This is a genomic window from Paraburkholderia sp. RL17-381-BIF-C, from assembly GCF_046026435.1.
Taxonomy (GTDB): Bacteria; Pseudomonadota; Gammaproteobacteria; order Burkholderiales; family Burkholderiaceae; genus Paraburkholderia.
On sequence record NZ_JARESX010000055.1, the window covers coordinates 12,868 to 39,748 of the forward strand.

At 64.6% G+C, this 26,881-nt stretch carries 25 protein-coding genes; 11 read left to right on the top strand and 14 right to left on the bottom strand.

Going from position 1 to position 26,881, the window contains the following annotated elements; genetic code table 11:
* Window positions 1-6 precede the first annotated feature (6 nt).
* The 4 genes from P0D70_RS26790 to P0D70_RS26805 all read right to left on the bottom strand — a co-directional run bounded on the left by P0D70_RS26790 (window position 7) and on the right by P0D70_RS26805 (window position 5,392).
* Window positions 7-651 carry a DUF4136 domain-containing protein gene (locus tag P0D70_RS26790; protein ID WP_408186686.1) on the bottom strand — a complete coding sequence of 215 codons (645 nt, stop codon included), beginning with the start codon at window positions 649-651 and terminating at the stop codon, window positions 7-9.
* Window positions 648-3,140, bottom strand: coding sequence for a CHASE2 domain-containing protein (locus P0D70_RS26795; RefSeq protein ID WP_408186687.1), 2,493 nt, complete (start codon window positions 3,138-3,140; stop codon window positions 648-650). Before P0D70_RS26795 ends, P0D70_RS26790 begins: the two co-directional genes overlap by 4 nt.
* 66 nt (window positions 3,141-3,206) lie before the next feature.
* Window positions 3,207-4,658: a FecR family protein gene (locus P0D70_RS26800; protein ID WP_408186688.1), complete on the bottom strand. Its 1,452-nt coding sequence runs from the start codon at window positions 4,656-4,658 to the stop codon at window positions 3,207-3,209.
* A complete protein-coding gene (locus P0D70_RS26805; RefSeq protein WP_408186689.1) occupies window positions 4,655-5,392 on the bottom strand; it encodes a response regulator transcription factor in 738 nt (245 codons plus the stop codon). The genes P0D70_RS26800 and P0D70_RS26805 overlap by 4 nt, the downstream gene beginning before the upstream one ends.
* On the opposite strand from P0D70_RS26805, the gene P0D70_RS26810 reads away from it, so the two are divergent.
* Window positions 5,309-5,794 (top strand): hypothetical protein, encoded by a 486-nt coding sequence (locus tag P0D70_RS26810; protein WP_408186705.1) that lies wholly within the window; start codon window positions 5,309-5,311, stop codon window positions 5,792-5,794. The genes P0D70_RS26805 and P0D70_RS26810 overlap by 84 nt on opposite strands.
* Before the next feature lie 502 nt (window positions 5,795-6,296).
* On the opposite strand, the gene P0D70_RS26815 is transcribed toward P0D70_RS26810, so the two are convergent.
* Complete coding sequence (locus tag P0D70_RS26815) at window positions 6,297-9,755, bottom strand: DEAD/DEAH box helicase (protein ID WP_408186690.1); 3,459 nt, start codon at window positions 9,753-9,755, stop codon at window positions 6,297-6,299.
* Window positions 9,756-9,881: 126 nt separating this feature from the next.
* Window positions 9,882-10,664, bottom strand: a complete 783-nt coding sequence (locus P0D70_RS26820; protein ID WP_408186691.1) for a DeoR/GlpR family DNA-binding transcription regulator — start codon at window positions 10,662-10,664, stop codon at window positions 9,882-9,884.
* Between the two features lie 282 nt (window positions 10,665-10,946).
* On the opposite strand from P0D70_RS26820, the gene P0D70_RS26825 reads away from it, so the two are divergent.
* Window positions 10,947-13,442, top strand: coding sequence for a GcvT family protein (locus P0D70_RS26825; protein WP_408186692.1), 2,496 nt, complete (start codon window positions 10,947-10,949; stop codon window positions 13,440-13,442).
* Window positions 13,443-13,454: 12 nt separating this feature from the next.
* Here P0D70_RS26825 and P0D70_RS26830 read toward each other — a convergent pair whose 3' ends face one another.
* The 3 genes from P0D70_RS26830 to P0D70_RS26840 form a co-directional block, all read right to left on the bottom strand.
* The gene (locus P0D70_RS26830; protein WP_091801691.1) at window positions 13,455-13,994 is read right to left on the bottom strand and encodes a cytochrome b; all 540 of its coding nucleotides are present in this window, start codon (window positions 13,992-13,994) and stop codon (window positions 13,455-13,457) included.
* The gene (locus tag P0D70_RS26835; RefSeq protein ID WP_408186693.1) at window positions 13,991-15,082 is read right to left on the bottom strand and encodes a catalase family peroxidase; all 1,092 of its coding nucleotides are present in this window, start codon (window positions 15,080-15,082) and stop codon (window positions 13,991-13,993) included. Before P0D70_RS26835 ends, P0D70_RS26830 begins: the two co-directional genes overlap by 4 nt.
* Window positions 15,083-15,194: 112 nt before the next feature.
* Window positions 15,195-15,464 carry a DUF4148 domain-containing protein gene (locus P0D70_RS26840; RefSeq protein WP_091801696.1) on the bottom strand — a complete coding sequence of 90 codons (270 nt, stop codon included), beginning with the start codon at window positions 15,462-15,464 and terminating at the stop codon, window positions 15,195-15,197.
* Between P0D70_RS26840 and P0D70_RS26845 the strand changes: the two genes are divergently transcribed.
* The 4 genes from P0D70_RS26845 to P0D70_RS26860 all read left to right on the top strand — a co-directional run bounded on the left by P0D70_RS26845 (window position 15,463) and on the right by P0D70_RS26860 (window position 17,947).
* The gene (locus tag P0D70_RS26845; RefSeq protein ID WP_408186694.1) at window positions 15,463-15,618 is read left to right on the top strand and encodes a hypothetical protein; all 156 of its coding nucleotides are present in this window, start codon (window positions 15,463-15,465) and stop codon (window positions 15,616-15,618) included. The two genes, P0D70_RS26840 and P0D70_RS26845, sit on opposite strands and share 2 nt — an antisense overlap.
* Window positions 15,619-15,742: 124 nt before the next feature.
* Window positions 15,743-16,465 (top strand): anti-sigma factor family protein, encoded by a 723-nt coding sequence (locus P0D70_RS26850; RefSeq protein WP_408186695.1) that lies wholly within the window; start codon window positions 15,743-15,745, stop codon window positions 16,463-16,465.
* A 139-nt stretch (window positions 16,466-16,604) separates the two neighbouring features.
* Window positions 16,605-17,123, top strand: coding sequence for a sigma-70 family RNA polymerase sigma factor (locus P0D70_RS26855; protein ID WP_091801701.1), 519 nt, complete (start codon window positions 16,605-16,607; stop codon window positions 17,121-17,123).
* Window positions 17,120-17,947: an anti-sigma factor family protein gene (locus P0D70_RS26860; RefSeq protein WP_091801703.1), complete on the top strand. Its 828-nt coding sequence runs from the start codon at window positions 17,120-17,122 to the stop codon at window positions 17,945-17,947. Before P0D70_RS26855 ends, P0D70_RS26860 begins: the two co-directional genes overlap by 4 nt.
* Before the next feature lie 32 nt (window positions 17,948-17,979).
* Here the strand turns inward: P0D70_RS26860 and P0D70_RS26865 are convergent, their stop codons facing one another.
* The gene (locus tag P0D70_RS26865) at window positions 17,980-18,906 is read right to left on the bottom strand and encodes an AraC family transcriptional regulator (RefSeq protein ID WP_408186696.1); all 927 of its coding nucleotides are present in this window, start codon (window positions 18,904-18,906) and stop codon (window positions 17,980-17,982) included.
* Between the two features lie 205 nt (window positions 18,907-19,111).
* On the opposite strand from P0D70_RS26865, the gene P0D70_RS26870 reads away from it, so the two are divergent.
* Both P0D70_RS26870 and P0D70_RS26875 read left to right on the top strand, forming a co-directional pair.
* Complete coding sequence (locus P0D70_RS26870) at window positions 19,112-20,017, top strand: NmrA family NAD(P)-binding protein (RefSeq protein ID WP_408186697.1); 906 nt, start codon at window positions 19,112-19,114, stop codon at window positions 20,015-20,017.
* Between the two features lie 26 nt (window positions 20,018-20,043).
* Window positions 20,044-20,244 (top strand): hypothetical protein, encoded by a 201-nt coding sequence (locus P0D70_RS26875; RefSeq protein ID WP_408186698.1) that lies wholly within the window; start codon window positions 20,044-20,046, stop codon window positions 20,242-20,244.
* Window positions 20,245-20,438: 194 nt separating this feature from the next.
* Here the strand turns inward: P0D70_RS26875 and ribA are convergent, their stop codons facing one another.
* Window positions 20,439-21,089 (bottom strand): GTP cyclohydrolase II, encoded by a 651-nt coding sequence (gene ribA, locus P0D70_RS26880; RefSeq protein ID WP_035516591.1) that lies wholly within the window; start codon window positions 21,087-21,089, stop codon window positions 20,439-20,441.
* A 275-nt stretch (window positions 21,090-21,364) separates the two neighbouring features.
* Between ribA and P0D70_RS26885 the strand changes: the two genes are divergently transcribed.
* Complete coding sequence (locus P0D70_RS26885; protein ID WP_091801712.1) at window positions 21,365-21,808, top strand: CBS domain-containing protein; 444 nt, start codon at window positions 21,365-21,367, stop codon at window positions 21,806-21,808.
* 409 nt (window positions 21,809-22,217) lie between these two features.
* Here P0D70_RS26885 and P0D70_RS26890 read toward each other — a convergent pair whose 3' ends face one another.
* The gene (locus P0D70_RS26890) at window positions 22,218-22,562 is read right to left on the bottom strand and encodes a DUF4148 domain-containing protein (protein ID WP_091801715.1); all 345 of its coding nucleotides are present in this window, start codon (window positions 22,560-22,562) and stop codon (window positions 22,218-22,220) included.
* Window positions 22,563-22,845: 283 nt separating this feature from the next.
* Window positions 22,846-23,487, bottom strand: a complete 642-nt coding sequence (locus P0D70_RS26895; RefSeq protein WP_408186699.1) for a DNA-3-methyladenine glycosylase — start codon at window positions 23,485-23,487, stop codon at window positions 22,846-22,848.
* A 453-nt stretch (window positions 23,488-23,940) separates the two neighbouring features.
* On the opposite strand from P0D70_RS26895, the gene P0D70_RS26900 reads away from it, so the two are divergent.
* On the top strand, window positions 23,941-24,297 hold the full coding sequence (locus tag P0D70_RS26900; RefSeq protein WP_091801721.1) for a BON domain-containing protein: 357 nt from the start codon (window positions 23,941-23,943) through the stop codon (window positions 24,295-24,297).
* 461 nt (window positions 24,298-24,758) lie between these two features.
* Window positions 24,759-25,841, top strand: a complete 1,083-nt coding sequence (locus P0D70_RS26905; RefSeq protein ID WP_091801724.1) for a calcium:cation antiporter — start codon at window positions 24,759-24,761, stop codon at window positions 25,839-25,841.
* Window positions 25,842-25,861: 20 nt separating this feature from the next.
* Here P0D70_RS26905 and P0D70_RS26910 read toward each other — a convergent pair whose 3' ends face one another.
* The gene (locus P0D70_RS26910) at window positions 25,862-26,755 is read right to left on the bottom strand and encodes a LysR substrate-binding domain-containing protein (protein ID WP_408186700.1); all 894 of its coding nucleotides are present in this window, start codon (window positions 26,753-26,755) and stop codon (window positions 25,862-25,864) included.
* Window positions 26,756-26,881: the final 126 nt, after the last annotated feature.

Consider the following 26,881-nt stretch of genomic DNA (forward strand, 5'->3'; position numbering starts at 1 on the left):
GGCGCACTACGGTTGCAGCGGCTTCACCGACATCACCGTCGGCACGCCGCTCGTCTCGTCAGCACGCAGTTTCACGCGCCAGTCGCGCGGCGCGTCGAAGGGGAACCTGGCCAGCGCGCTTTTGACGAGCGCCGGCATGGCATGCAGCGGATCCGCGTCGCGATCGCTGCTCGACGCGCTGACTTTATAGACCTCCCGCCCGCTCGCGCGCTCGAAAAACCGCAGCGTCAGCGCGTGCCGATAGACAGGGCCGCCGAACAGCGAGAACGGTGCATAGGGCGCTCGTTCGCAGGCGCCCGGCGCGCAGCCTTTTTCACTGACGCCGATCGTCGCCGGCCGCGTGTCGTAAGCAATCGAGAGCAGATAACGCGCGGATCGATCCGCCATTTCAACGAAGCCCTGCTTTGCCAGTTCATCCGCCAGCAAGCGTTCGAAGCGCGGATGATCCGCGCCGGCCTCTTGCGACGGCATGCGCGTGATCGCATAGGTCCGTTCGCCTTGCAACGCGGCGGCGGCGTTCGAGGTGTCGGCGGTATGCACGTCGGCGCTCAGGCCGGTGCAACCGGTCAGACTCGCCGCGGCCAGCGCGGCACAGAACAGGATGGCTTTCACGATCTTCTCGCTTCGATAAGGTGCATAGTCATACGTCACGTGCGCGGCGTGAGGAAAGCGCCGGATTGCGCGTCTTCGAGCACCGGCAGACGGATCGTGAACGCCGTGCCCTGACCGGGTTCGCTCGCCACCTCGACATCGCCGCCGTGGCGCGTGACGACCGTCTTGACGAAGGCCATGCCGAGCCCCGCGCCGCCCACTTCCGGGCGCTCGGCTTCGTGAAAGCGCCGGAAGCGCTCGAACAGGCCCGCCTGCTGTTCCTTCGGAATGCCGTAGCCCTGGTCGCGAATCGTGCACGACACGCGCCTCGCCGCACCCGGCACCGCCTTCGGTGTCGGGCTCGCCACGCTGCATACGATCCGCGTATCCGGCGGACTGTATTTGACCGCGTTGTTCAGAATGTTGACGAGCGCGCGCGTCATCAACGAACGGTCGGCGCAGATCCAGTGGTCGTCGTCATCGGCGCCGGTCCCGTCGGCCGCGGCGGTTTCGGTGAGCAACGTAATACGCTTGGCGTGCGCCTGCGGCCAGACTTCGTCGCTGGCGTCGATCAGCAACTCGTTTAGATTCACCGGTTCCAGCACATAGGTTTGCGATTCGGCGCGCGCCAGTTGCACGAAGTCGTCGGCCAGCGTGAGCGCGCGCTGCGCGTAGCGCTCGATGCGTTCCAGCAAACCGCGCGCGAGCACCGGCTCGCTACGGGCGCGTTCGATCTCCACCAGCGCGAGAATCGACGCCTGCGGCGAGCGCATGTCGTGCGACAGGAGCCGCAGCGCGTCTTCCCGTTGACGCTCGGCCGCATGCAGGGCCGACACGTCGACGAGACCCGCAATCCAGCCGGTGGTCTCGCCCTGCTCGTTAGTACAGTTCGCGTAACGCAGCAAATGGTCGCGCTCGCGCGCGTCGCGCACTTCCACGCCGTGCGCCATCAGCGCGGCGAATTCATGGCGCGCCGGATCGAGCGGCGCCGGCCAGTGCGCGCGCGCGAACAGATTGTTTTCGGCATCCGACGCTGCGTCGCTGTCGATCGTCTTCACGAGCGTCAGGCCGCCCAGCACGGCCTGCATCGGGCGGCCTTCGGGCAGTGGCGCGGCGAGACGCGCGAAATGCGCCTTGGCGGCATGGTTCGCGATCAGCACGACGCCGCGCACGTCGCTGACGAGGATCGGCTCCGGCATGCTGTCGAGGCTGTCCCACACGAAGCGCTTCATGTCCTGCACACGCTGCGCGGCCTGCGCCATCAGCGCCATGTGCTGCTCCAGCACGTCGCCGCCGAACTCGCGGCGGCGCTGCGGCGTTTCCGGCAGCAGATGGGGTTCGTCGGCGAGACGCTGCAGTTCTTCGCGCAGATAGGCCATGGTCATTTCAAGGCGCCGCCAGTTCCAGATCGGATAGACGACCACCACGCCGACGATCGCCGGCACCGGCGACATCCAGAGCCGCGCGCCGTAGAGCAAGGCGGCGCTGCCGGACGCCGCGAGCAGGCACAGGGCGGCGGTCAGCAGCAGCGAACGGCGCGGCGACAACACCAGAAAACCGGCCAGCAGCGCGGCGAGCGGCACGAGCGACACCGCGAATAGCGCCCAACGCGCGGCCGGCTCGATCTCGCGGCCGGTCAGCAGCGTGTCGAGCACGTTGGCATGGATATACACGCCGGGCAGCGGCCCGAGCTCGCCGGACACCGGCGTCGCAAAGCGGTCGTACAAACCGGACGCGGTCACGCCGATCAGCACGATGCGGCCGCGCAACTGCTCCGGCGACACGTCGCCGGCGAGCACGCGGGCAAAACTCAGCTTCGGATAGTTCTGGGCGTTCGGACCGAACGGGATGAGGAAACGGCCGTCGTCGCCGTTGTCGGGTGAGGCCGCGACCGAAACACGAGCGGGCTGTCCGCCATTCAGGTGCAGCACGCCATGCTCGACGGCCTGGGCGACCGGCAGCATCAATTGCGGCCAGCGCGAATCGGCGTCGCCCTCGTATCGCGCGACGCTGCGCACAATGCCGTCGCTGTCGACTTCGAGATTGATATGACCGACCCCCGCCGCCGCATGCGCGAGCGGCGCCACCGGCTCGACCACGGTGCGGCGCCCGGCGCTGTCGGGCGCGCCGAGCAGCACCGGCAAATACGTCGGACTCAGCGCGATAGCGCGGGCCAGTTCGGCGTCTTGCGCATTGGGCTCGGTGAACAGCACGTCGTAGATCACCGCGGCGGGATTCGCTTTCGCGATCTGTTCGAGCAGCTTCGCATGGACACTGCGCGGCCACGGCCAGCGGCCCAGTTGCGCGATGCTCGCGTTGTCGATTTCGAGCACCACGATATCGCGCAGCACAGGCTGTGCGCGCAGGCTCAGAAAGCGGTCATAGACCAGATGATCGACGCTCGCGCTCAGACGGCCGAGCGAACTGAGCAGAATCACCACGACGCCGAGGCAGCCGATGCCCGCCCATTCGATCAGGAAGCGGCGGCCGGCGCGCCGTCCGAGACGGGCGCGCAGATCGAGGCTCAGGCGCGTAGGAGTGGTCGGCAAAGCGTTGTTCGGTTCGAAGCCAGGAAGCGGGCTGATGAATCGCTCAGCCCCGTGAATCTATCAGCGTCAGCGCGCAAGCGTAAACGAGCGCACGGCGCTGCTCTTTTCGTAGAGGCGGCCGTTCTCGAACTGCTCGGCGACGATCGTCCAATAGTAATCGCCAGCCGGCAGATCGCTCACGACCAGTTGGCCGCCGGACAAATCGGTGCGGTCCACGAGCGGATGCCGCAGATCGGCCGTCGTCGCCAGCACGAAACGGAAGCGCGTCTCGACCGTGGCGCGGCTCACGAACCAGCGGAACTCATAGTCGCGGCTGCCGGCGCGCTGGCCGGCCGAGGCGGCCAGCCCGAGCTGACGGCGCTCGAACGCATACACCTGCGGCAGTCCTTCGAGTCCGTTGCCGTCGATCGCGGCGATGCGCACGAAATAGGTGCCGTCGGGCAGGTCGCCGAAATCCGCGTGCGGCCCGCTCGCGCGCAGATCGCGGATCAGGTCGAGCTGGTCGGCGTCGCGTGCGATCTGCACGCGATACGCCACGGCGTGCTCGGCCGGAACGAGGTCGAACACGACCGTCTTGCCGTCCTGCAGTTTGCCCGGCTGCGCGAGCGCGGGCGCGGGCAGCAGTTCGACCGGCCCGCCGATCGTCTCGCCTGCCCGCGTCACGCTGCCGAAGCGCGCCTTCACGAGCTGCGCGGAAGCCTGCAGCGGCACGCCCGGCGGCGGCGGAACGCGCCCGCCGAGCGCGGCAGGGTCGACGCCGACCGCTCCGTCCAGCACTTCCACTGCGGTGATTCGCGCGTCGCCATTGTAGGCGACCTTGAAGCGCGTTCCGCGCACGCCGGCCACGACGGACGGCGAGCGGATCTGGAAGCGGTCGTCTTTTTTCGTCGCATGCGTGACCTGGCTCTCGACTTCGCCGCTGCGCAATTCGAGCACGCGATCGCTGGCGCCGGTCAGCGTGGTGCGCCGTAGCGTGCTGACATCCAGCAGGCCGTTCTGCGCTACCGTGACATGCGACCCGTCGGGCAATTCCAGCGACACAAAACCGTTTTCGCCGGTGCGGATGCGATCGCCCTCGCCCAGCGTCGCGCCTTGCGTGAGCGGCACGTAGGGATTCTTGCCGAACGCATGCTCGACCGGGCCGCTCGTCGCGATCACGCGGGCCGATTCCTGTTCCTGTTTGAGCTTGTCGGCAGGCAGGCGCAACACGACGCCGGCCGGCATGCGGCGCGGCGCGGGCACATGATTCACGCGGCTCAACACAGCCCAATCGTTCGGATCGCGCAGATAGTGGCCCGCGATGTCGTACAGCGTGTCGCCCTCGTGCGTCACATACGACAGGTACACGGGCGCCGCGGCTTTCGCACGCGGCTTCGGCGCACGCATCGACTGCGCAACCGATGATGCCGGCGCGAAGCAGGCCATCGCGAGCACGCCGGCGGCCGCGAGCAACGCGCCACCGCGGCGGCCCGGCGAAACCGCGCTGCCGCGCGGCGCCACACCGGCGGACAACGTCACGCGCCCCCCGCTTCAGGGCGTTGGCCGAGCGCGGCCGAGGACGCGGCGGATTCGATCCGCTCCAGCCGGTAGCCATAGCCGTAAATCGGCGTCAGACGGTAACCGTGCTCCGGGCGCAAACCGAGCTTGCTGCGCAGCATCGATACGTGCGTGTCCATGGTGCGCGACGGAATGTCGGTCGCCTGCTTCCAGATCACGTCGAGAATGTGCGCGCGCGAGAGTGGCCGGCTCAGATGCTGGAACAGCAACAGCGCGAGGTCGAATTCCTTCTGCGTGACGGCAACCGCCGTGCCGCGCACCACCACGTGCTTCGCGCCCAGATCGAATTCGAATTCGCCGAAAACTTCCTTCACCGCGGCCGGCTTGAGGTGATAAGCGCGGCGCAGCAAGGAGCCAACTCGCGCCAGCAAGACCGCGGCGGAAACCGGTTTGACGACGTAGTCGTCCGCACCCGTGTTGAGAATCGACGTGATGTCGGTTTCACGGCCGCGGCTCGTCATGAACAGCACCGGCAGGCGCTCGGAAAGACTTTCCCGCACCCAGCGCAGCACCTCTTCACCCGACATGTCGGGCACGTTCCAGTCGAGCACCAGCAGATCGAACGTCTGGCGCCGCAGCTGCCGCACCAGTTCGCGACCCGCACCGTATGCGTGACAGATATGACCCGCCGCCGACAGCGTTTGGCAAACAAGGTCGGCCTGAGCCGAATCGTCATCCAGGACAGCAATTCTCATAAAACCCCGCAACGCGACATCGTCGTTCGTAACTGGTGGCCGGCTGACCGGCAGATGACCGGGATGACGGCACAAGCACCGACGATCCGGCTTCCAATTTCATCTTCGGCGGCACATTTTTCGACTTGTGGTCCTTTGCCTTGCGCCCTGTTCGATCCCGCCTCCGTCTCAAAATTAGCGCGCAGTGTTCGCTTTATCGCGCCGCGTATCGAGGGGCAGGTCATCATAATCGAAAAAACGGCTGTTCTTTTCCCGGATAAGATCACGCGAATCTCCGGTCAGGCGATGCGGTTGTTCAACCATCCCAGCATTTTCAGCGGCACAGTCGCCCGCTGCGCCGTGTCTGTGTGCATCGACCGCAAGGGTCGTCGTTTTCAGCGGCTGGTCTCGCCCGCACGGTAGTTGGCCCCGTTCGCCGTTGTCTTTCTCAGGCTGCGTCCCCCACTTGGGAAACCGCGATTTGACAATTTGCGAGTCAGTATAGAAACAGTCTCAAAATAAATCGTTTAAAGATTGTTAAGCCGTGGTGTGATCTGGGAAAAAATGCGGCGTCCCTTCTTTCCAAGGCCGACGCCGCTCAAAACACTACACGCTCGCGGGGGTCTAACCGCACGAGTGACCCAAAAATAGCCGCGCCGAAATTGCAGCTCAAGATGAAAAAACTGCCTTTGTAACGTGGCTTCAGGTAGCTATTACGCAAACGATAATGGGTCACGCATAGAAGCGTTGTGTCGTCTCACTCTGAAAATGATATGAATTGAAGCGGCGGCAACAGCGCATTTACAGATGCAGACGATTTGTTACAGAAGTTGTCGATTGCCGGAACGCCGCGGCAACGCAGTACGTCGTACGGCAAGCGAGTGTCAGGCGACAGCGTTGACGGCATCGCCGCGAGCGCAGCGCGTTATCTGCCGCCTTCGATTTCCGGCATCGGCGCGAACAGCGCGTCGAGGTCGTCGTCCGAGAACTTGGCGGCGCCGGCGGCGTCTTCGGAAAGAATGCTGTCGGCCAGTCCCGCCTTCTGCTCCTGCAACTCCACGATCTTTTCTTCGATGCTGCCCGCCGCAATCAGCTTGTACACGAACACGGGCTTGTCCTGCCCCAACCGATGCGCGCGGTCCGTTGCCTGATTCTCGGCAGCCGGGTTCCACCACGGATCGTAGTGGATCACCGTGTCGGCGGCGGTCAGGTTCAGGCCCACGCCGCCGGCCTTCAGGCTGATCAGGAACAACGGCACCTCGCCTTGCTGGAAACGCTCGACAGGCGTCACGCGATCGGCCGTATCGCCGGTGAGCACGACGTACGGAATGGCGGCTTCTTCGAGCGCTTCGGCGATCAGCGACAACATGCCGGTGAACTGCGAGAACAACAGCACGCGGCGCCCTTCCTCGATCAGTTCCGGCAGCATCGACAGGAGCAGGTCGAGCTTGGCGGAACGCATGGCGCGCGCGCCCTTCTCCACCTTATCCACTCTGTCGCGCGAGTCCTGCCCCTCGCCCGCCTCGCCGGTGGTCTTGAGCGTGCGAACAAGACGCGGATCGCAGCACACCTGGCGCAGCTTCAGCAACGCATCGAGCACGATGATGTGGCTGCGCGCGAGACCCTGCGCGCTGACCGCCGCGCGCACTTTCTCCTGCATTGCCGTGCGCACGGTTTCGTAGAGGTCGCGCTGCGCGCCTTCCAGGTCCACGGAGCACACAATCGTGGTCTTGGCCGGCAACTCTTTGGCGACTTCGTCCTTGCGACGGCGCAGCATGAACGGCCGGATGCGCCGCGCGAGCAACGCGCGGCGCACGCCGTCGCCGTTCTTCTCGATCGGATTGCGCCAGCGTTTGGTGAAGTCTTTCAGGCTGCCGAGAAACCCCGGCAACAGAAAATCGAACTGAGACCACAGCTCGCCGAGATGATTCTCGAGCGGCGTGCCCGTCAAACACAGCCGATGCCGCGCGCGCAAACCGCGAATGGCCTGCGCGGCTTTGGTGGTGGCGTTCTTCACGTACTGCGCTTCGTCGAGAATCAGCAGGTGATACTCATGCTCGGCGAGCACCTTCTGATCGCGCCACAGCAACGCATAGGTGGTCAGAATCAGTTCGTGTTCGCCGATCTGCTCGAAACGCTCCTTGCGCTGCGGGCCGTTCAACACCAGCACCTTCAGTTCGGGCGCGAAGCGTCGCGCTTCCTCGCGCCAGTTGTGCACGAGCGTGGTCGGCACGACGATCAGCACGGGTCGGTTCAGACGCCCCGCTTCTTTCTCCGCGAGGATATGGGCAAGCGTCTGCACTGTCTTGCCCAGACCCATGTCGTCGGCGAGTACGCCGGCGAGATCGTGTTCGCGCAGAAACTGCATCCAGTTCAAGCCCTGTTGCTGATAGGCGCGCAGTTCGGCCTTCAGGCCGCGCGGCACCGGCACCTCGTGCAGCCCCGGACCGGCCTGCAGACGCTGCGCCAGTTGCCGGATCGAATCTTCGCCGCGAAATTGCCAGCGGCCGGTGCCGTTCAACGCTTCCAGCCGGCCCGCGTCGACGGACGCCACACGCAGCGGCGCACCCTCGGCGAGCGAGCCGCCGAGCGCGTCGAACAGATCGACGAGCACGCGCACCACCGGCTTCAGACGGTCGGCGCGCAAGCGCAAACGCTTGTTCTCCTCGGTCTTCAACTCGATCGGCTCGTCGTCGGCAATGGCTTCGAGCGCGCCGCTCAGCCAGCGCCGGTCGCGCCGGAACAGGTCGGCAAGCAGCGGTTCGAGCCGCACGTTGCGCTCGCCGATGCGGATACCCATCTCCAGATCGAACCAGCCGTCGCCTGCCTGATGCGCGGTGCCTTCGATCGCATCGATTTCGATGACGTTGTAGCGGAACTCGGGCGCCATCGTCACGCGCCAGCCCTTGCTCACGAGCTCCGGCACGGCGTCGTTGACGAACGCGGTCCACGCCTCGGCATCGGGCAGGCCGAGCATGGTGTCGGGCAGCAGGCGCGACGCGTAGACGCGGCTGGTCGGCACCTTCTGCAAGCCGGTCTTGCGCAGTTCGAGCAGACGCTTTTTCTCGGCCTCGTAGCGGCGGCGGATATGAATCACGTCGCCGCCCGGCATTGGCACGAGCGTCACGCTGCTGTCGACATTGATGCTCACGCCGTCGTAATCAAAACTGACGCCCGCCAGTTCGACCGCAGCGGATTGACGCAAACCCGCCTTGCTCGTCGCCGACGGCAGCGCGTGGCTGTTGAGCGTGAGCACCGGCACGGGATCGACGTCGATCACGCGAATCGCGGACGCGTCGTGCGTGGGCGGCAGCGGCAACTCGGGCGCGATCTCGCGCAGCACCGAGGCTACCAGCGGCGCTTCGGCGAGCGAGATAGGCGGCATGGCGAGGTAATCCGGCAACTGCTGGAACGGCAGCGACGATTGAACGATGCCAGCTTCATTCGCGACACCATCCACATACCAGACCGGTTCGGTGGGCAGCACCATGCTCGCGCGCGGCTCGGTGCGCAGCACGGGCCGCAGGCGCTCGTCGGCGAGCGGCTCCCATTCGATCCGGCCGGGCCGGTCGGCGCCGCGCGTGAGCGGCGCGGGTCCGTCGTGACCGGAGCCGGGCGTGAAATCGAAGAACAGCCGGCCGGTCGCGATCAGCTTCTGCAGCATCTCCGCGCCGCTCGTGCCACGCAGGATGAACTGTCCGAAGTCCTCGCGTGAGCGGCCGAGCCACAGGCCGCGCAGGATCGACAGGTCTTCGTCGGAGACGAACTTCGGCTGTTTGAGGAGCGCCGCTTCCACATTGCCCCAAGGTTCGTCGACCGCGATGATCGCGCCGTGCGCATCGCAGCGCGCGCGGTACAGCACGACCTCGTGGCGCATGTGGAAGCTGGACCAGTTAAGCCGGTAAACCAGGGTCTGCGAGCGCGGCGCACTCGCCTTCTGGGCGTCCGCATCCGCAGCCTCGGCGCGGGCGCGAAAACGTTCGAGCCAACTGACCAGTTCGGGCCGCACGCCTGACGGCGCTCCGACGTTAGCCATCGGTTCGCGCGGCAGGTCGCGCGCGGTGTCGCCCTCGTCCGGCTCGACGTGAGTGATATGGTCCATCTCGTCGTGATAGTTCAGCTCGGCGAGCAGCAACGCGGCAACGTGCTTGCAGTTGCGGCCGACCGGACAACTGCAATCGCCCTGCGCCCAGGGCGAACCGCCATCGGTACGAAAGCGCACGCGCGTTTGATAGGGAAGCCGCTGCGTGCCCTGCACGTCGCCGCTCAGCGTGGCGCCGTGCCATTTCACGTGGGTGACGGGGCCGACCGAGCGCGCCTTGGCGACGGTGTGGTCCCCGAGCCATTCCGCAATGCGTTCCCGATCAAAGAAAACTGACGACATCGGCGTCCATTCCTATTCAAGCCGGCAAAGGCAAGCGCGCGCGGACAGGATCACCCGGGCGGAGCGTGGGCGGCGCCGGCCGGCGAATTTTCGTGCGGCATCGATTGCCTGTGGTAACCGGCCATTTTACGCGTTGGACGCACCTGGCTGTGTGGCCACCTCCACATCCAGCCCGGCCGCGGCGAACACCTGAGCCAGCGCGGGTACCGGCGCTTCATCCGTTACCAGCAGGTCGACCGCATCCGCGCCGAAAGCGTGCACCAGCGCGCTATGGCCGAACTTCGCGTGGTCCGCCGCGACCACCCGCCGCTCGGCCTGAGCGAAGGCCGCCAGCGAAAAGGCCACGTCGGCGGGCAACGCGTCCATGAAACGTCCCTGCATGTCGATTGCCGTGACCGAGGCGATCGCGTAGCGCACGTGGAACTGGCGCAGAAAGGCCAGCATGCTATCTCCGAACGCGGCGCAGTCGTCCGGGCGCAACTCGCCGCCCGCGATGAATACACGGTTGCCATTGCGCGGCGCGAGCACGCGCGCGACTTCAATGGAATTGGTCACGACCGTGAGCCGCGATCGGACGACCAGCGCCAGCGCGATATGCAGACACGTCGTGCCGCCCTCGAGGATCAGCGAATCGCCGTCCCGCACCAGTTCGCCGATGCGCGCGCCGATCGCCCGCTTGCCCTCGAGGCTCGCCGCCATGCGCCGCTGGAACGGCGGTTCATCCAGCCGTTCGGGCAGCATGATGCCGCCGTGAACCTTGATCAGCAGGCCGTCGGCGATCAACGGCTTGATATTGCGACGGATAGTTTCGTCGGACACGTCGAAGCGGCCGGCCAGTTCGGTGATCGTGCAGGTGCGCTGCTCGCGGACGAGTCGCAGGATTTCGGCTTGGCGCTGGTTGGAGAACATGGAAATTGAGCGGTGACTGTCAGGTGGAGTCTAACAAAAGTCACGCTTCTTCGGGGTTGATAGCCACGCGTTTCCAAGCAAACCCACACTGTGGCGCCATCGGGCAGCGGGTGCGCGCCGAGCCGCGGCGCAGGTACGCCTGACCTCGATAAACGAAGAGACGCACGGCTGAGCAGCGTGACGGTCCTATGACACGAGCGGATTTCCAACAATGACAGAGATCGTTGCATTTCGTGTCTTTTTGGGGCAATCTACGACAATTCAATCCACGCACTTCCACACATGTCCACATCCATTCCCAACCACGCTCGCGTCGTTATCGTCGGCGGCGGGATCATCGGCTGTTCGGTCGCCTACCATCTGACCAAACTGGGTTGGACCGATGTGGTGCTGCTCGAACAGGGCCAACTGTCGTGCGGCACGACGTGGCATGCGGCCGGCCTCGTCGGTCAGTTGCGCGCCCAGGAGAGCATGACGAAGCTGATCCGCTATTCGACCGCGCTCTACGCCGAACTCGAAGCCGATACCGGACTCGCCACCGGCTGGAAGCAATGCGGCTCGCTCTCGGTGGCCCGCACCGCCGAGCGGATGACGCAACTCAAACGCACCGCGGCCGTCGCGCGCGCCTACGGCGTGGCTTGCGATGTCATCAGCCCGCAGGAAGCCGGCGACCTGTGGCCGGTCATGCGCACCGACGACCTGCTCGGCGCGGTCTGGCTGCCCGGCGACGGCAAGGCGAATCCCACCGACCTGACCCAGGCCCTCGCCCGCGGCGCCCGCATGCGCGGCGCGCGCATCGTCGAAAACACTCGCGTCACGGCAATCCACACGCGCAGCGCGCAAGACGGCAAGGCAAGCGGCGCGCGCGAGGTCAGCGGACTCGCGTGGCGCAACAAGGACGGCGAAGAAGGCACGATCGGCGCGGACATCGTCGTGAATTGCGCGGGTCAGTGGGCCAAGGCGGTTGGCCGCCTGTGCGGCGTGACCGTGCCGCTGCATTCGGCGGAGCACTACTACATTGTCACGGAGCGCATTGCCGGCGTGCATCCGGATCTGCCGGTCATGCGCGATCCGGACGGCTTTATCTACTTCAAGGAAGAAGTCGGCGGCCTCGTCATGGGCGGCTTCGAACCGGATGCGAAACCGTGGGGCATGAATGGCATTCCCGAGAATTTCGAGTTCCAGTTGCTGCCGGACGATTGGGATCAGTTCGAAATCCTGATGAAAAATGCGTTGCAGCGCGTGCCCGCGCTCGAAACGGCCCAGGTGCGGCAGTTCTATAACGGCCCCGAATCGTTCACGCCGGACAACAACTTCATGCTGGGCGAAGCGCCTGAGTTGCGGCGCTTTTTCGTCGGCGCGGGTTTCAATTCCATGGGAATCGCCTCGGCGGGCGGCGCCGGCATGGCGCTCGCGGAATGGATCGTGGCGGGCGAGCCGACCATGGACTTGTGGCCGGTGGATATTCGCCGCTTCGCGCGCTTCAACGGCAACGACACGTGGCTGCACGATCGCGTGAAGGAAACGCTCGGCCTGCATTACGCGATGCCGTGGCCGAATCGCGAACTCGACAGCGCGCGGCCGTTTCGCCGCTCACCGCTGTATTCGCTGTTGCGTGACGAGGGCGCCTGCTTCGGCAGCAAGATGGGCTGGGAGCGCGCCAACTTTTTTGCGCCCTCGCCTGAAGAAGCGAAAATCGACTACGCCTTCGGCCAGCAGAACTGGCTGCCCTGGAGCGGCGCAGAACACCGCGCGTGCCGTGAAGGCGTCGCGCTGTTCGACATGACGTCGTTCTCCAAATTTCTCGTGAAGGGCCGCGACGCGCAAAGCGTGCTGCAAGGCATCGTCGCCAACGACGTAGACGTGCCGACCGGCACCACGGTATACACCGGCATGCTCAACGAGCGCGGCGGCTACGAATCGGATTTCACGCTCACGCGCGTCGCCGACGATCAATACCTGCTCGTCACCGGCAGCGCGCAAACCACACGCGACTTCGACACCATTGAACGGGCAATTCCGCACGACCAGCACTGCACGCTCGTCGACGTCACCGGACAGTACGCCGTACTCGCCGTGATGGGCCCACGTTCGCGCGAGCTGCTGCAAAGCGTCTCCAAGGCCGACTGGAGCAACGAAGCGTTCGCTTTCGGCCAAAGCCGCGAAGTGGATCTCGGCTACGCGACGGTGCGGGCCACGCGCCTCACCTACGTCGGCGAACTCGGCTGGGAGCTGTATGTACCGGTCGAATTCGCGGTGGGCGTGTACGAAACGCTGCACGCGGCGGGCGAGGCGTTCGGCCTCGTCAACGCCGGCTACTATGCAATCGACTCTTTGCGCATCGAAAAAGGCTATCGCGCGTGGGGCCGTGAACTCACGCCGGACACCAATCCGTTCGAAGCGGGTCTGTCGTTCGCGTGCAAGCTCGACAAGGAGATTGCGTTTCGCGGCCGCGACGCGCTGCTGAGATTGCGCGCCGAGCCGCTGCGCCGCCGCATGGTGGTGCTGACCGCCGACGGCGCCGCGCAGCGCATGCTGTGGGGCGGCGAGGCGATCCTGCGCGACGGCAAGCCGGTCGGCTTCATCAGCTCGGCGGCGTTCGGACACACGCTGGGCTGTCCGGTCGCGATGGGCTACGTGAACAATCCCGACGGTGCAGCGGATACCGCCTACCTGAGCAGCGGGCGCTACGCGATCGATGTTGCCGGCGAACGGCTGCCGGCCACCGTGCACCTGAAGGCGCCTTACGATCCGCGTTCGGAACGCATGAAGCAGTAAAGCGCTAAGCCGCTAACGCTCGCCGCGCGCCATACTCGAAAACACGCCGTCGCGGCGGATCAACCCATGAAACAACGCCGCTGCGAGATGCAGCAGCACCGTGGCGAACAGGGCAAATGCGAGCCACGTATGCAACGCGCGCAGCAACGCGAACAACTCGACGTTATGCGGTGCGATCGGCGGCAGATGCAGCGGACCGTATAGCGTGACCGGATAGCCCGCGGCGGACAGCATCGCCCAGCCGATCAACGGCATTGCCGCCATCAACGCATATAGCACGAGATGCGAGGCCTTCGCCGCGAACCGCTGCGGCGTGGGCATATCGTCCGGTAACGGCGGGCTGCCGCGCGTGAGTCGCACGCCCACGCGCACCACCACAAGCAGCAGCAACGCAATGCCGAGCGGCTTGTGAATCGCAATCAGCGTGTTGTGCGCGCGCGAGACGGTAGCGACCATGCCCACGCCGATGAACAGCATCGCGATGATCAAGGGCGCCATTGTCCAGTGCAGCAGACGCGCGAGCGGACTGAAATGGGTGGGCGTCGGCCTCATGAGTGTGCTCCGTTTGTCTGGGCTTGATGAATCGCGGGATGCAACGCTTCCTCGCGCGTGCGGCGTTTGTACGAGAGCGCGTAAGCGGCCGAGCGCGCGGCGAGCAATGGATCGTCCGAGGGTTCGATGCCGGCCGGCAGGATCGTCGGATCGAAGTTGACGTCGCGGCACGCGCCGTTTTCCTGCGACGTCGTGTGATCGATCACCAGCGTGCCCGCGTCGATATGCTGACGATCGTCGGGCCATTGCAGCGTGGCGTCGTTCGTGGGGTCGCCGGGTTGGGCGACGGTCAGAATCAGATGCCAGCGCAACGGGCCGTTTTCCAGCCGCTGGTCGAGGTCGGCTTCGAGAAAATTTTTCTTGGCTTTTTCGGCGTCGGTGATCGGCGCGTACGGCGTCTCGGGCACCATCGCCCAGCGCACGGCGCGCGTATGGCCGGCGCCGTCGGTGAAACGGAATGCGTTAATGCTGTAATACGCGCCATTCGCCAGACTCGAAGAAGGCGGATGCGCCTTGACCCATGCCTGGAACGGCTGAGTCTCGGGATTGGCGGCGTAAAACGCCTTGAGCTTTGCGGGATCCGCTTTGCCGGTCGCCGGATCGGGCGTTGCGGCGACCAGTTGCTGATAGAACTGCTCGGGCGTGTGCACCGCGAAAACGGGCGTCGAGTTCATTCCTGTACGCCACTGCTCGCCGTTGCGCAGCTGGAATTCCAACGCGAGGCTGCGCACAGGCGAACTGGTGTCGGGCGCGGAGGGGTTGCCGCCGGGCACCGCGAAGCGGCCCGTCACCGGCGTGCGCCCCTGCGCGAATACAGCGGCGTGGGACAGCGCCGCGCCATCGCCGTTACTGTCGAAATAGCCTTCGATACACAGGCCCTTGGCATGGTTGCGCCGGTAGCCTGGATGCGGCTGGCCCGCCACTTTCTCGAAGGTGTTGATGAAACGCGGCGCGCTGAGGCGCGCTGGCGTCAGCCAGCCTGCCGTGTAGGCAAAGCCGCCGGCGAGAGCCAGCACGGCCGCGCCGATCACGGCGAGCCTGCAAGGCACGCAGAGAGGCCCGGGGTTGGGAACGGATGGTTTTGCCACGAAAACTCCTTGATCGGATAGATGCGCTTACCGGGCTAACACTGCATACCGCGATCTATTCCGTGCGATATCCGGCGCGCCCGTTCCATTCGCGCGCCGGGTATCCAGAGCTTCAATTGACGCTGCCGTCCTGCGCGCTTTGGCTCGCACCATGGCTGGCGGCCGCCGCTTGCGTAGCGAGTGCTTCTCTGTGTTGTGCGACCTGCTGGGCGAACACCGGGCTTACATCCGGATACGATGCGTCGGTGACGTAATTCAGGCCGTTCTGCTGCGCTTCGATCAATTCCTGGTACACCTCAGCGCGGGTCTTGCCTTGCGCGAAAGCGCTCGATGATGCGGCCAGAACAGCAACGGACAATGCAACGAAAGCGATCTTCTTCATGATGAACTCCAGCGAGTTTTGTGCGGGTTTGCATCAGGGAGAACCACACGCTCATGGCTTTTATTCCTGCCTCGAAGGCACGGAAAAAACATATCCGGAAGCGGGAATAAAGCGGCGCGAAATCGGGTTAGCTCGCGATCCGGCGGCTTGGTGAAGGCCTTAAGAAAGTGCTTTTTCGGCAAGCGCGTAGCGTTGAAATCGGCGCGTGAACAGATGGAATAAACTCGGTGCTATACGTGTTCGCCCTCGGTAGCCGACCTCCAACGCACGCCGACACCATGACCACCGACGCCCCTTCCGACTCGCCGCTTTCCGAAGCGGACATTCAGGCCTATGCAGACGGCACGCTGACGCCGGAGCGCGCCGCGTTTCTGCGGGACTATCTCGGCAAGGATCCGGCGGAGGCGCGCCGGGTGGCGTTTTACGGCCGACTGAACTCGCAGATCCAACAGGCCTTTCAAACAACTGACGAACCGGTGCCGAGCCGCTCCACAGGATGGCGCCGCGCAGTCGCGCGCATCAATGGATCTAAACGCAGCCGCAAACTGCTCAATACGCTGGCGGCGCTCGCGCTGACGCTCGCGGTGGCGAGCGGCTGGCTCGCCGCGACGCAGGTGTCGGCGCAAGCGCTGAACAATGCCGCGGTGATGGCACTCGCCGAAAGCTCGGCCGGGCAATTCTCCACGGCGTCGCCGACTCGCGCCGATCCGTCCGCGCCGAATCTCTCGGCGATCGGTTTGCGCCTCGTGGACCAAAGAGTGATCGCGCTGAGCCCGCTTCAGCGGGTCAGCGAATTCATCTATCTGAACGGCGACAATCAACCGGTGGTGCTGCTTTCCGCGTTGGCGTTGCTGGCGCCGGCGCAGCCGCAGTGGTCCGCGCGCCGCATCGGCGACATTCGCCTGTTGCTCTGGACCGCGCAGCGGCAGCGTTTCGTGGTTGCCGGCGACGCCCGCACCCACGGCCTGATGCGCGCCGCCGACGCGATGACCATGCGATGACTGCTGAAACGCAATACGTGATCTCACAGAAAGCAGGGGAATAAAGTGCAAGCAACGGTGTTCGCCCCTCAAACGCGTCTCTTCTTGCGACTGAAGGATGCCCCCTTGCCCGCGAAAAGCCCCACGATCGGGATAGAAAATGGATGTCCGTGACGAGCTGATGGAGCATGTGCCGCGATTGCGGCGCTATGCACGAGCGCTGATCAACAATCGCGACCTCGCCGACGATCTGGTGCAGGACACGCTGGAGCGCGCGCTCGGCCGTACCGGCATGTTCCAGCCGGGCACCGACCTGCGCGCGTGGCTGTTTACGATCATGCACAACGTGTTCGCCAATCAGGCGCGCAAGGCTTCGGCGCGCGCCGTCCACGTGGCGGTCGACGACGAAAGCGTGTCCGAAAGCGAATTTGCCGTGCCCTCCGAGCAGACCCGCTCGCTGGAGATGCGCGACCTCGACTACGCATTGCAGCGCCTGCCGATGGAGCAGCGCGAAGTCGTACTGCTGGTGGGCCTCGAGGAAATGAGCTATGCCGACGTGGCGCTCGCGTTGAACATTCCGATCGGCACGGTGATGTCGCGGCTGTCGCGCGGACGCGAGCGGTTACGGGCGTTGATGGCGGGCACGCAGCCCGGTGCGAAATTACAGGTGGTGCGATGAGCGACCAACAAATGCCGATCGGCGAAGAAGACCTGCATGCGTATGTGGACGGCACGCTGTCCGACGAACGCCGTGCCGATGTGGAGCGCGCGCTCGAACAGAATCCCGAACTGGCCGCGCGCATCAGCGATTATTTCTCCTTGAACAGCATGTTCCACGAGCGCTACGACCGCGTGCTGAGCGAGCCCGTGCCGAAGCGCCTGCAGGCACCCGCGCCGCGCCGCTGGCGGATTGCCGCGAACTGGCCGCAATTCGCCGGAATGGCGGCGGCGCTGGTGTTGGGCGTGGGCATCGGCGTGGGCACGCATATGGGCCAGGACGTCATCGCGCCGGTTGCGGGCGGCCACTCGGATACGCGCCCGGTCAGTGCGGACAGCTCCGAAATGTTCGCGCGGCAAGCGGCGGTGGCGCATGTGGTCTACATGCCCGCCGTGGACCGGCCGACTGAGATGAACACCGGCGATCACGAGCAGGATTTCGTGCAGTGGCTCTCCAACCGCCTCGGCACCAACGTGCATCCGCCGATTCTCTCGAAGAACGGCTTCAACCTCTCGGGTGGACGCCTGTTGCCCGGCGCCGATGGACCGACCGCGCAGTTCATGTATCGCGGGCCGAACGGCGAGCGCGTCACGCTGTGCATTTCGCGTCGCCAGCAGAACTCGAACACGACGGCGTTCAAGCTGTATCAGGACGGCCCGGTGAACGTGTTTTACTGGATCGATGGCGACTTCGGCTATGCGGTCTCGGGCGGGATCGACCGCAAGCAGTTGCTGCAACTGTCGCATGACGTCTATGCGCAGCTCACGGGTGCGGCGCCGGGCTGACCGCGGCGCGATGCTGCGCGGCCCTCGAGGCTTTATCGCGATGCTGCGATGCGGCGGGCATTGTGCGGATCGAGCGCGACACTGCTCGCCGCAGTCCCATTCGACTTGATCAGCTCGCGTGGCGTCACGCCCAACAACCGGCCCATCCAATGCGCCATGTGACTCTGATGCGCGAAGCCCGTATCGAGCGCGATCTGACTCGCGTTGAGCTTGCCTTGCAGCAGCAGCGTGCGCGCGCGCTCCACGCGCCGCTGCACCACGTACTGATGCACCGGCATGCCGAGCGTCTCGCGAAACAGCACCTTGAAATGCGGCACGCTCAATTCGGCGAGCGCCGCCAGTTCGCCCAGCGTGAGACGCTGGTCCAGATGCGCTTCGACAAATTCGATCACGCGCGCGGCTGTTTTCGGGGCGAGCGTGCGCCGCTTGTTCTCGAGCGCCGGCGCACCGCCGATCAGGCGCACTACCATCGCCGTACACAGGCTCTCGGCGTACAAAGGATCGGATGCCTCGGCGGCTTCGAGTTCGGCGCGTAATGCCCAGGCGAGATACTGAAAGCGCGGATCGCGTAGTTGGAATTGCGGGCGCAATTGCGCGTCGGCGGAGTTTAACGACAGTTGCTCGACCGTCCGCTGCGCGAACGCTTCGCCGATCCACACGCTGAAAATCGTGCAGGCGGCCTCGTCGCTCCACTGCCCGTCGAGTCCGGCGGGAATCACGTCGGCGTCGCCGTGCGCCTGGATTCGCGAGTAGCGGCGCTCATTGCACAGGCAGCGCGCCCTCACCGGCGCGCCGACGTGCACCCCGACGCGGTGATGCTTGAACGCCGGTATCCGGTGCAGCCCGGCCGACACGTTGACCAGTTCCGCACCAAAACCCTGCCAGCCGAGCAGCCTGCTCGAACGCAACACGACGCGGGAACCACTATGCGGTTGCGGTATCGGTGTCACTGCATTCATTGCGTCCCTCGTGGATGGCGGCCAAGGTTTCCGCATTGTGCGGCGTTTTTGGCGGTTTCGCTCGACTCTACGTGATTCAACGCTTCCGCCAAGGCGCGGCAGTTCAACCCATCATCCGAATCTGCGCAAAGCCATCCCTACTCGCGCGAATGCCGGGCGCCGCGTCCCTAAGATGGCGTCATACCGACCCAACCAGGAGCGCATCGTGTTCGTGATTTTTGGAGCAGCCGGCAACGTCGGCAAAGCAAGCGCCGTGGCATTGCGCCGCGCGGGCCGCCATGTGCGTGCGGTGGTCCGCAACGCAAACCAGGGCGAATTCCTCACGAAGATCGGCTGCGAGATCGCCGTCGCCGATCTGCTCGACGCCGCGAGCGTGGCGCGCGCGATCGAAGGCGCCCACGGCGTGCAACTGCTGTGTCCGGTGCCGCATGCGCACGCCGATCCCGCGCAGGCCATGCGCCGCACGATCGACACGAGTGTCGCGGCATTGCGCGCCGACCCGCCTGCGCGCCTTCTCGCGCTCTCCGACTATGGCGCGGAACACGCGGCCGGCACGGGCATCACCACGCTGTTCCACGAGCTCGAAACGCAACTTCAAACCGTCGACTCGCCGTTGACCTTCCTGCGCGCCGCCGAACACATGCACAACTGGGCTCGCTTGCTGCCGGTCGCGCTCGCGAAAGGCGTGCTGCCGAGTTTGCATCATCCTTTGAGCAAGCGTTTTCCGAGCGTCGCCGCACAGGACGTGGGCGCGCTGGCCGCCGAACTGCTGCTCGACGACCGAGCGCCGCAGGTCTCGCCGCGGGTCGTGAGCATCGAAAGCGATGAGCGCGTGAGCGCATTGGACGTGGCGCGCACGATCGGCGAACTGGCCGGCCGTGCAGTCGTGGCGCGCGAAGCGCCGCGCGGCGAATGGGCCGCGATGCTTGAAGGCGCGGGCCTCGGCGAACCCCACGCGCGTTTGATCACCGACCTGTACGACGCGCACAACGCGGGTCGCATCGACGTGGAAACTGACATCAGCGAGCGGCGTTTCGGCGCGACGACGCTGGCGGAAGTATTGGCGGCGATTCTGCCGCGCGTGGCCCCGGCTACGACAACCGCACGCTGAACGCCAACTGGACGAGGAGAGACGGCATGGATACCTGCCCTTGGCTACGCGCCTCGATCGAGGCAAGCAAGGTTTCGACGCCCTGTCGTGCCACGCCGCCTGCGCACGCGAGCGCTCGTCGCCGGCAGACCAGCCTGGCGAGTGTTGTGGAACGGTTGGGCTGGCGCGCGCTGTGGGACCTACTCAACGCGATTCCCGACAGCAACGACGACTTCGGCATGTTCTGACCCACCGTGCTCCGGCGCGAAGCCGACGCAACGAGGGCATACCGAGGACACAACAAGGACAAAACGAGGACACAACAAGCACACAACAAAGGACCAAAGCAAAGCGGCCGGAATTCCGGCCGCAAGATATTGACGAACCCACCGCTACAGCGCCGGCCTCCGTTCAGCTACGGCAGCCGGCGTGTACGCGTGACTCATTCGTTTTCGTCGAAGTAGTGACCGAACTTGACCTGCTTGGTGCGGATATAACGCTCGTTTTCCTCGCGCATCGGGATGGCCAGCGCAACGCGCTCGCACACCGGAATGCCGTGCTTGGACAGCGTGTCGAACTTCTCCGGATTGTTGCTCATGAGCCGCACCGACGTGACCTTCAGCGTGCGCAGAATGCCCGCGGCGGAATCGTATTCGCGCGAGTCGTCCGGCAAGCCGAGGTCGAGATTGGCCTCGACGGTATCGCGCCCCTGCTCCTGCAGCGCATACGCGCGAATCTTGTTGGACAGGCCGATGCCGCGCCCTTCGTGGCCGCGCAGATACAGCAGCACGCCGCAGCCTTCCGCCGCGATGTAGCGCAGCGCGAGGTCGAGTTGCTCGCCGCAGTCGCAGCGGTACGAGCCGAGCACGTCGCCGGTGAGGCATTCGGAATGCAGGCGCGTCAACACGGACGACTTGTTGGCGACGTCGCCCATCACGAGCGCGAGATGTTCGGCGCCGCTCTCACACACGCGAAACACATAGGAAGTGAACGTGCCGTAGCGCGTGGGAAGCGTGGCGGTGGCGTCGAGAACGACGCATTCGCCGTTGAGTGCGCCGTCTGCTGCGGGCGACGGATCGTGAGACGTGAGCATGGCGTTAGACAGTGGTGCTGACATGAACCCGATCAAACCGGGAATAAGGTACGGACTGGGGAGTTTACCGCTAATCGGCGTCCCGCACCCGTATGCCCTTGCACGCGACACGGAAGCCGCGCGGCGGCGCAACGTTCGTTACCCGAGTTGAACGTCGCGCGCGCCACAGTTATTCCCTGGGTACTCCAGCGCCGTGTCAGGCCTATACTGGAATCGCCTGTCCCTCACGACAGCACGCCGCGCCGGCGTGCTGCACTGCGAAACGGAGCCGCTCCATGACAAGCGTTGCACAGCTTCTTAAAACGAAACCGAACAACACCACTGTGTTCACCATCGGGGCCGACGATTCCGTCTACGACGCGATCAAGCTGATGGCCGAAAAGGGCATTGGCGCGCTGGTCGTCACGGATGGCGACAGCATCGCCGGGATCATCACGGAGCGCGACTATGCGCGCAAGGTCGTGCTGCTGGACCGCTCGTCGAAGGCCACGCCGGTGCGCGACATCATGAGCAAAGCCGTGCGCTTTGTGCGGCCCGACCAGTCCACCGACGACTGCATGGCCCTCATGACGGAGCGCCGCATGCGCCACTTGCCGGTGATCGAGAATGACCGGCTGGTCGGCATGGTATCGATTGGCGACCTGGTGAAGAACATCATCGCCGAACAGCAGTTCACCATTCAGCAGCTCGAGTTCTATATTCACGGCGAGCGGCCCTGACGCAGGGCGCTCGCCCGGCTACCCGCACTAGCAAAAAAAGCCCAATCCGTAAAACGGTTGGGCAAAGCTACCTTGCGGCAGCGGAGGTTCCTTGAATGTGTAGGCCGCGACCTTCGCGGTACAGCGGCGCTACAGTGTCGGCGACGCTGCTGATGCGCGACGCATTCGCATGCGCTCGCTGTTTAAAGCCGTGCGCGCGCCGCCTTCGGCGTGCGCGAATTCGAACTACTACTGCGATTCCCACTTCGTGCGGCTATGGGTGACGGGTGGATGTGAAGAGACGCATTGCCGTCCGATCGTCCTGTCACCCGCCGCAGCAACTTTCGACCAGCGCCCGGTCACACAATCCGGCCGTTCACCCCCTCACGGAGTTGAACGCGCCTGCCCGAGCACCTAGTCAATTGTCGAATCAGTTACCGAAATACACGCCCTTCGGGCCCGACATCGGCTGGATCACGCCGCCAGCTTGCGACGAGCCGTTTGCCACGCCGCCGTAACCACTGGTGTCGGCGACCGGCTCCTGCGTCTGCGCGATGGCCGGGTTCTGAGCCACTACGCGATGCTCAGCCGCCTGAACATCGGCCGGATACGTCGGATCATTGGACGTGGCTGGGTTATAACCAGCCTGCTCCATCTGGATCAGGTCCTGGCGTACATCCGCGCGGGTGACAGGTTGCTGGCTCGCCTGAGCGAAAGAAGCGATCGGAGCGGCGAGAACTGCGGCAATAGCGACTGCCTTGATGAGCGATTTCATGATGACTTACCTCCAGACTTGGTTTTATTTGCGTCGCTTAAACACGGTGTGTGAGAAGCGAGTGGTTTCAGTCTAGTCACCAGATCGTCGAGGGAAAACCCTTGATTTCGAGATAAATAATTGTCGCGATCGCAATAATGCGCCGAACATTACCGCAAATCCCCATCCAACCAGCATCTTTGGCGTAATAATTGTCGGGATCGTAACCCTTTGTGTCTGACATTTCAAAAATACGTCTGATTAGAGTGCGTTTTGCCGGCAGACGCCTCAGCACAGGTCAAATCTACGCCTGTTCGGACGCACCGGACTGGGGCGTCAGCAGAAGCTTTCGCGGCCCGCTGACAAATGCGCTGCCCGGTTCGTAGAACCGCAGCGGTCGATGCATTTCACGCGACAAGCCGATGCGGGTCGTCACGCCCACAGGCAGGTCGCCACGCTCCACGACGCCAATCCACAAATCGCGCCCCGCGCACAGATCCCGACCATCGAACGCCTGGCCGATGCCGAGCGCCATGGTGAGCCGCCCGGGCCCGCGCGCCAGATCGCGCAGCGGCACGCCGGGCCGGCGCGCTTCCATCAGCGGCAAGCCTTCGAGCGGCTCGATCGCGCGAAACAGAATGCCGGCGCCGACATCCTCGGCCTCGGCGGACATGTTGAGCATGTACGAGAGTCCATAGGTCAGCCGCACATACGCGTAACCGCGGGCGAGAAACAGCGAACGGTTATACGGACGGCGGCCGATAAATGCATGGCCCGTCGAGTCCCCCACCGGATACGCCTCCGTTTCGACGATTCGCCCGCTCATGCGCCCTTCCGGCAGATCGTGCACGAGATATTTGCCGATCATGAAGCGCGCGAGTTCAACGGTATCGAGTGGTAAATCGTCACGAAGCAATGGCACGATTGGAAGTTGCTGTTTCCGCATGCGTCAGGCCTTGTATTGAAGCCACGAGAGGCGAGAGATTCGAGTGAGTCACAAGCGTGAGATGCCCCGCCCAATAGTTGACAGTTCGACCGGCCGGTTATTGGCGCCAAAACTCGCCGCAAAATTAATCGCAAATACAGCAATGCGCGCCCGATATCAAGCAATACGACGCCATCGGTCTGTTTTCATCGGCCCAATCGTTGTAGCAAAACCTCACTTGCGTACGGCGTTGCCATCACCATGGCACTAATTGGAGTATCGTGTGTTTCCGGCCTGCAGCACAGCCTTTGCCGGCTCGCGTGTGTTTCGGCCCGCCCGAATCAGCGTAAAGACGTAAAGCATTCGCACGATCCGCAGCACCGTTCCATTCAGATTTGATCCCGATGTACCCGCTGGTGTAGCGCACCGCCCCATTCCGGGGGCGCAGTGCCAATGACAATAGGAGAGAGTTGAATGAAAGCATTTCCGGCAATCAAGATGATCGGCAGCGCGCTGATCGTTCTCGCGTCCCTCAATGCCTATGCGCAAAGCAGCGATGCAGCAGCCCCGGCTGCCACATCGGCATCGCCGTCGGCCAAGCAGACCAAGGCGGCCGACCGCGCCCTGGGACGCAAAGTCCGCAGCGCATTGTCGAAGACCAAGGGTCTGAGCGTGTCGAACATCACCGTGCGCGCGCGCGGTGGCGCAGTGACGCTGGCCGGCTCCGTGCCTGAGCAGCCGCAGGTCGACCTGGCCACTCAGACAGCACAAGGCGTGGCAGGTGTGACGTCGGTCAAGAACGCCCTGACGATTCGTCCGGTCGGCCAGTAATCGGGTGAACCCGTCGTAACGACACGACCGGGCGCCAGTTCCCTCTCACGGAGCGCTGGCGCCCTGGCGCGACTCCCGGCGGCTTCGCCGGGCGCCGCGTAGTGCAGCGCAGGTTGCCCGCACGCCGGGATTTGCCCGGCCGCTCGGGTCCAGCCAACGAAACCACATGTCCCCGCTCGCCGCGCCCTGGCAACGCGTGAGCCCATGCCGGCCGCGCCATTCTGCGTTATCCAGTTCCTCTCACTGACAGTTACCATTTGCGCTCACAGGATGCCGAAGGCGCCTCGTCAATCTCCGCGCCAATGGAGCGCCGCCTAGCCGACCATTATTCTTTATAATTTAAAGCGTTAGAGCATACTGCTTACAAGCCACCTGAACATCCAGGCGCGCTTTGGCCCGGAAGGGCAAGCCGTCCGGGCCCGCAGCACCACCGAATAAAAGCATCGAAAAGGAGGCCCCGAATGACCACGCCCGCGACCGTTCTCCCCCGCTGGACCATTGCCGCTCCATTCGTGGCGTGGATCGTGCTCGGCATCGCCTATGCCATGCCGGGCAGCGGCGTGCTGCTCACGCTGGTCGGCGTGGCGCTGTGTGCGGCCGTCTTCACGGCGGTGCATCATGCGGAAGTGGTCGCGCATCGCGTCGGCGAGCCGTTCGGTACGCTGGTGCTGGCGGTGGCGGTCACCGTGATCGAGGTCGCGCTGATCGTCTCCGTCATGCTCACGTCCGGCCCGGAAAAGGCGGGTCTCGCGCGAGACACGGTGTTTGCCGCCGTGATGATCGTCTGCAACGGGATTGTGGGCATTTGCCTGCTGGTGGGCGGCATCCGGCATCGCGAGCAGGATTTCCAGAGCCGTGGCGCCTCGGCGGCGCTGGCCGTGCTCGCCTCGCTGTCCGTGCTGACGCTCGTCATGCCGAATTACACGACGACCAGCGTGGGTCCGCTTCTGTCGTCTTCCCAATTGGCGTTCGCCGGGGTGTCTTCGCTGGTGCTGTACGGCGTATTCGTGTTCGTGCAGACCGTGCGCCATCGCGATTACTTTCTCGCCGGCACGCCGGATGAAAACGTCCACGCCGCGCCGCCGACCGCCGCTCAGGCGCTGGCAGCCGGCGGCTTGCTGCTGGTGTGTCTCGTCGCGGTGGTGCTGCTCGCCAAGGTCCTCTCGCCGGTGGTCGAAACCGCGGTCAAGAACGCGGGCGCGCCGGCGGCCGTGGTCGGCATTGTGATCGCCGCTCTGGTGCTGCTGCCTGAAGGGCTTGCCGCCGTGCGCGCGGCGCGCGTCGATCGCTTGCAAAACAGCCTGAATCTCGCCCTCGGCTCGGCGCTTGCCAGTATCGGCCTGACCATTCCAACCGTGGCCGGCGTATTTTTGTACACCGGTCAGCCGCTCGTGCTCGGGATCGACGGCAAGGAAACCGTGCTCCTCGTGCTCACGTTGATAGTGGGCACGCTCACGCTCAGCAGCGGCCGCACGACGATCCTGCAAGGCGCGGTGCACCTGTCGCTGTTCGCGGCGTATCTGTTTCTCTCGTTCGCGCCTTGATCGGGCGCTGACGCTGCGGGCTACTCTTCCCAGTGCGCCGCGATCCAGTCGCGAAACAGATTCAGCTTCTGCTGATGCGCGACCGAATCCGGATAGACGAAGTAATAGCGCCACCCGGTCTTGAGCACGGTATCGAACGGCCGCACGAGGCGCTTGGCCGCCACGTCCTCGTCGATCAGCGCGAGGTCGCTGATCGCAACACCGAAGCCCTGTAGCGCGGCGTTGGTCGCCATATCGAGCGTGTCGAAGCTCGGGCCGTGCTCGGCGTCGATGGTGGGCGCGTTCGCCGCATCCACCTCGGTCACCTTGGCGAGCCACATCTTCCAGTCGCGATGATCGCGCGTGGGATGCAGCAGCGTATGGCGCGCGAGGTCGGCCACTTCGGCCAGCGGCTTGTCTTTCAGCAGATCGGGCGCGCACACGGGCGTCAGGCGCTCCTCGAACAACGGCACTGCCTGCACATCCGCACCGGGCGACGAGCCGTAGATGATCGCGGCGTCGAACGGTTCGAGTTGGAAATCGACGTCGTGCTGCCACGTGGTCGTGATCTGCACGTGGAGTTCGGGATACTCGGCCTGGAAGCGCATGATTTTCGGCAGCATCCAGCGCATCACACAGGTCGGCACTTTCAGCGCGAGGTCGGTGCGCTGCCGTGTGAGGCGCAGCGAGATTTCCTCGATGCGCGCAAAGCTCTCCTTCACGGCCGGCAGCAACAATTCCCCTTCGGCGGTAAGCGTCAGGCCTTTCGCATGACGCTTGAAGAGCGGAAACTTGTAGTAGTCCTCGAGCGCGATGATTTGCCGGCTGACCGCGCCTTGCGTCAGGCAGAGATGGTCGGCGGCGCGCGTGAAACTGCGATGCCGCGCCACCGTTTCGAAAATCTGCAGCGCGTTGAGCGGCGGAAGGCGTCGCATCGGCTTATCCGGGATCAGAAAAAGTCATTGGTGGACGTTGCGGTACCGCTTAACGCTTGCCGCTGAAACGTCTGTCGAGCCCATAGGATACGCGATCACGGGTTGCAGCACGAGAAGCGGCCGCCG

Coding starts and splice junctions, on each gene's coding strand:
- P0D70_RS26805 (WP_408186689.1), bottom strand. CDS start 5,392: ATGAGAATTGCTGTCCTGGATGACGATTCGGCTCAGGCCGACCTTGTT.
- P0D70_RS26815 (WP_408186690.1), bottom strand. CDS start 9,755: ATGTCGTCAGTTTTCTTTGATCGGGAACGCATTGCGGAATGGCTCGGG.
- P0D70_RS26820 (WP_408186691.1), bottom strand. CDS start 10,664: ATGTTCTCCAACCAGCGCCAAGCCGAAATCCTGCGACTCGTCCGCGAG.
- P0D70_RS26825 (WP_408186692.1), top strand. CDS start 10,947: ATGTCCACATCCATTCCCAACCACGCTCGCGTCGTTATCGTCGGCGGC.
- P0D70_RS26830 (WP_091801691.1), bottom strand. CDS start 13,994: ATGAGGCCGACGCCCACCCATTTCAGTCCGCTCGCGCGTCTGCTGCAC.
- P0D70_RS26845 (WP_408186694.1), top strand. CDS start 15,463: ATGATGAACTCCAGCGAGTTTTGTGCGGGTTTGCATCAGGGAGAACCA.
- P0D70_RS26840 (WP_091801696.1), bottom strand. CDS start 15,464: ATGAAGAAGATCGCTTTCGTTGCATTGTCCGTTGCTGTTCTGGCCGCA.
- P0D70_RS26850 (WP_408186695.1), top strand. CDS start 15,743: ATGACCACCGACGCCCCTTCCGACTCGCCGCTTTCCGAAGCGGACATT.
- P0D70_RS26855 (WP_091801701.1), top strand. CDS start 16,605: ATGGATGTCCGTGACGAGCTGATGGAGCATGTGCCGCGATTGCGGCGC.
- P0D70_RS26860 (WP_091801703.1), top strand. CDS start 17,120: ATGAGCGACCAACAAATGCCGATCGGCGAAGAAGACCTGCATGCGTAT.
- P0D70_RS26865 (WP_408186696.1), bottom strand. CDS start 18,906: ATGAATGCAGTGACACCGATACCGCAACCGCATAGTGGTTCCCGCGTC.
- P0D70_RS26875 (WP_408186698.1), top strand. CDS start 20,044: ATGGATACCTGCCCTTGGCTACGCGCCTCGATCGAGGCAAGCAAGGTT.
- ribA (WP_035516591.1), bottom strand. CDS start 21,089: ATGCTCACGTCTCACGATCCGTCGCCCGCAGCAGACGGCGCACTCAAC.
- P0D70_RS26885 (WP_091801712.1), top strand. CDS start 21,365: ATGACAAGCGTTGCACAGCTTCTTAAAACGAAACCGAACAACACCACT.
- P0D70_RS26890 (WP_091801715.1), bottom strand. CDS start 22,562: ATGAAATCGCTCATCAAGGCAGTCGCTATTGCCGCAGTTCTCGCCGCT.
- P0D70_RS26895 (WP_408186699.1), bottom strand. CDS start 23,487: ATGCGGAAACAGCAACTTCCAATCGTGCCATTGCTTCGTGACGATTTA.
- P0D70_RS26900 (WP_091801721.1), top strand. CDS start 23,941: ATGAAAGCATTTCCGGCAATCAAGATGATCGGCAGCGCGCTGATCGTT.
- P0D70_RS26905 (WP_091801724.1), top strand. CDS start 24,759: ATGACCACGCCCGCGACCGTTCTCCCCCGCTGGACCATTGCCGCTCCA.
- P0D70_RS26910 (WP_408186700.1), bottom strand. CDS start 26,755: ATGCGACGCCTTCCGCCGCTCAACGCGCTGCAGATTTTCGAAACGGTG.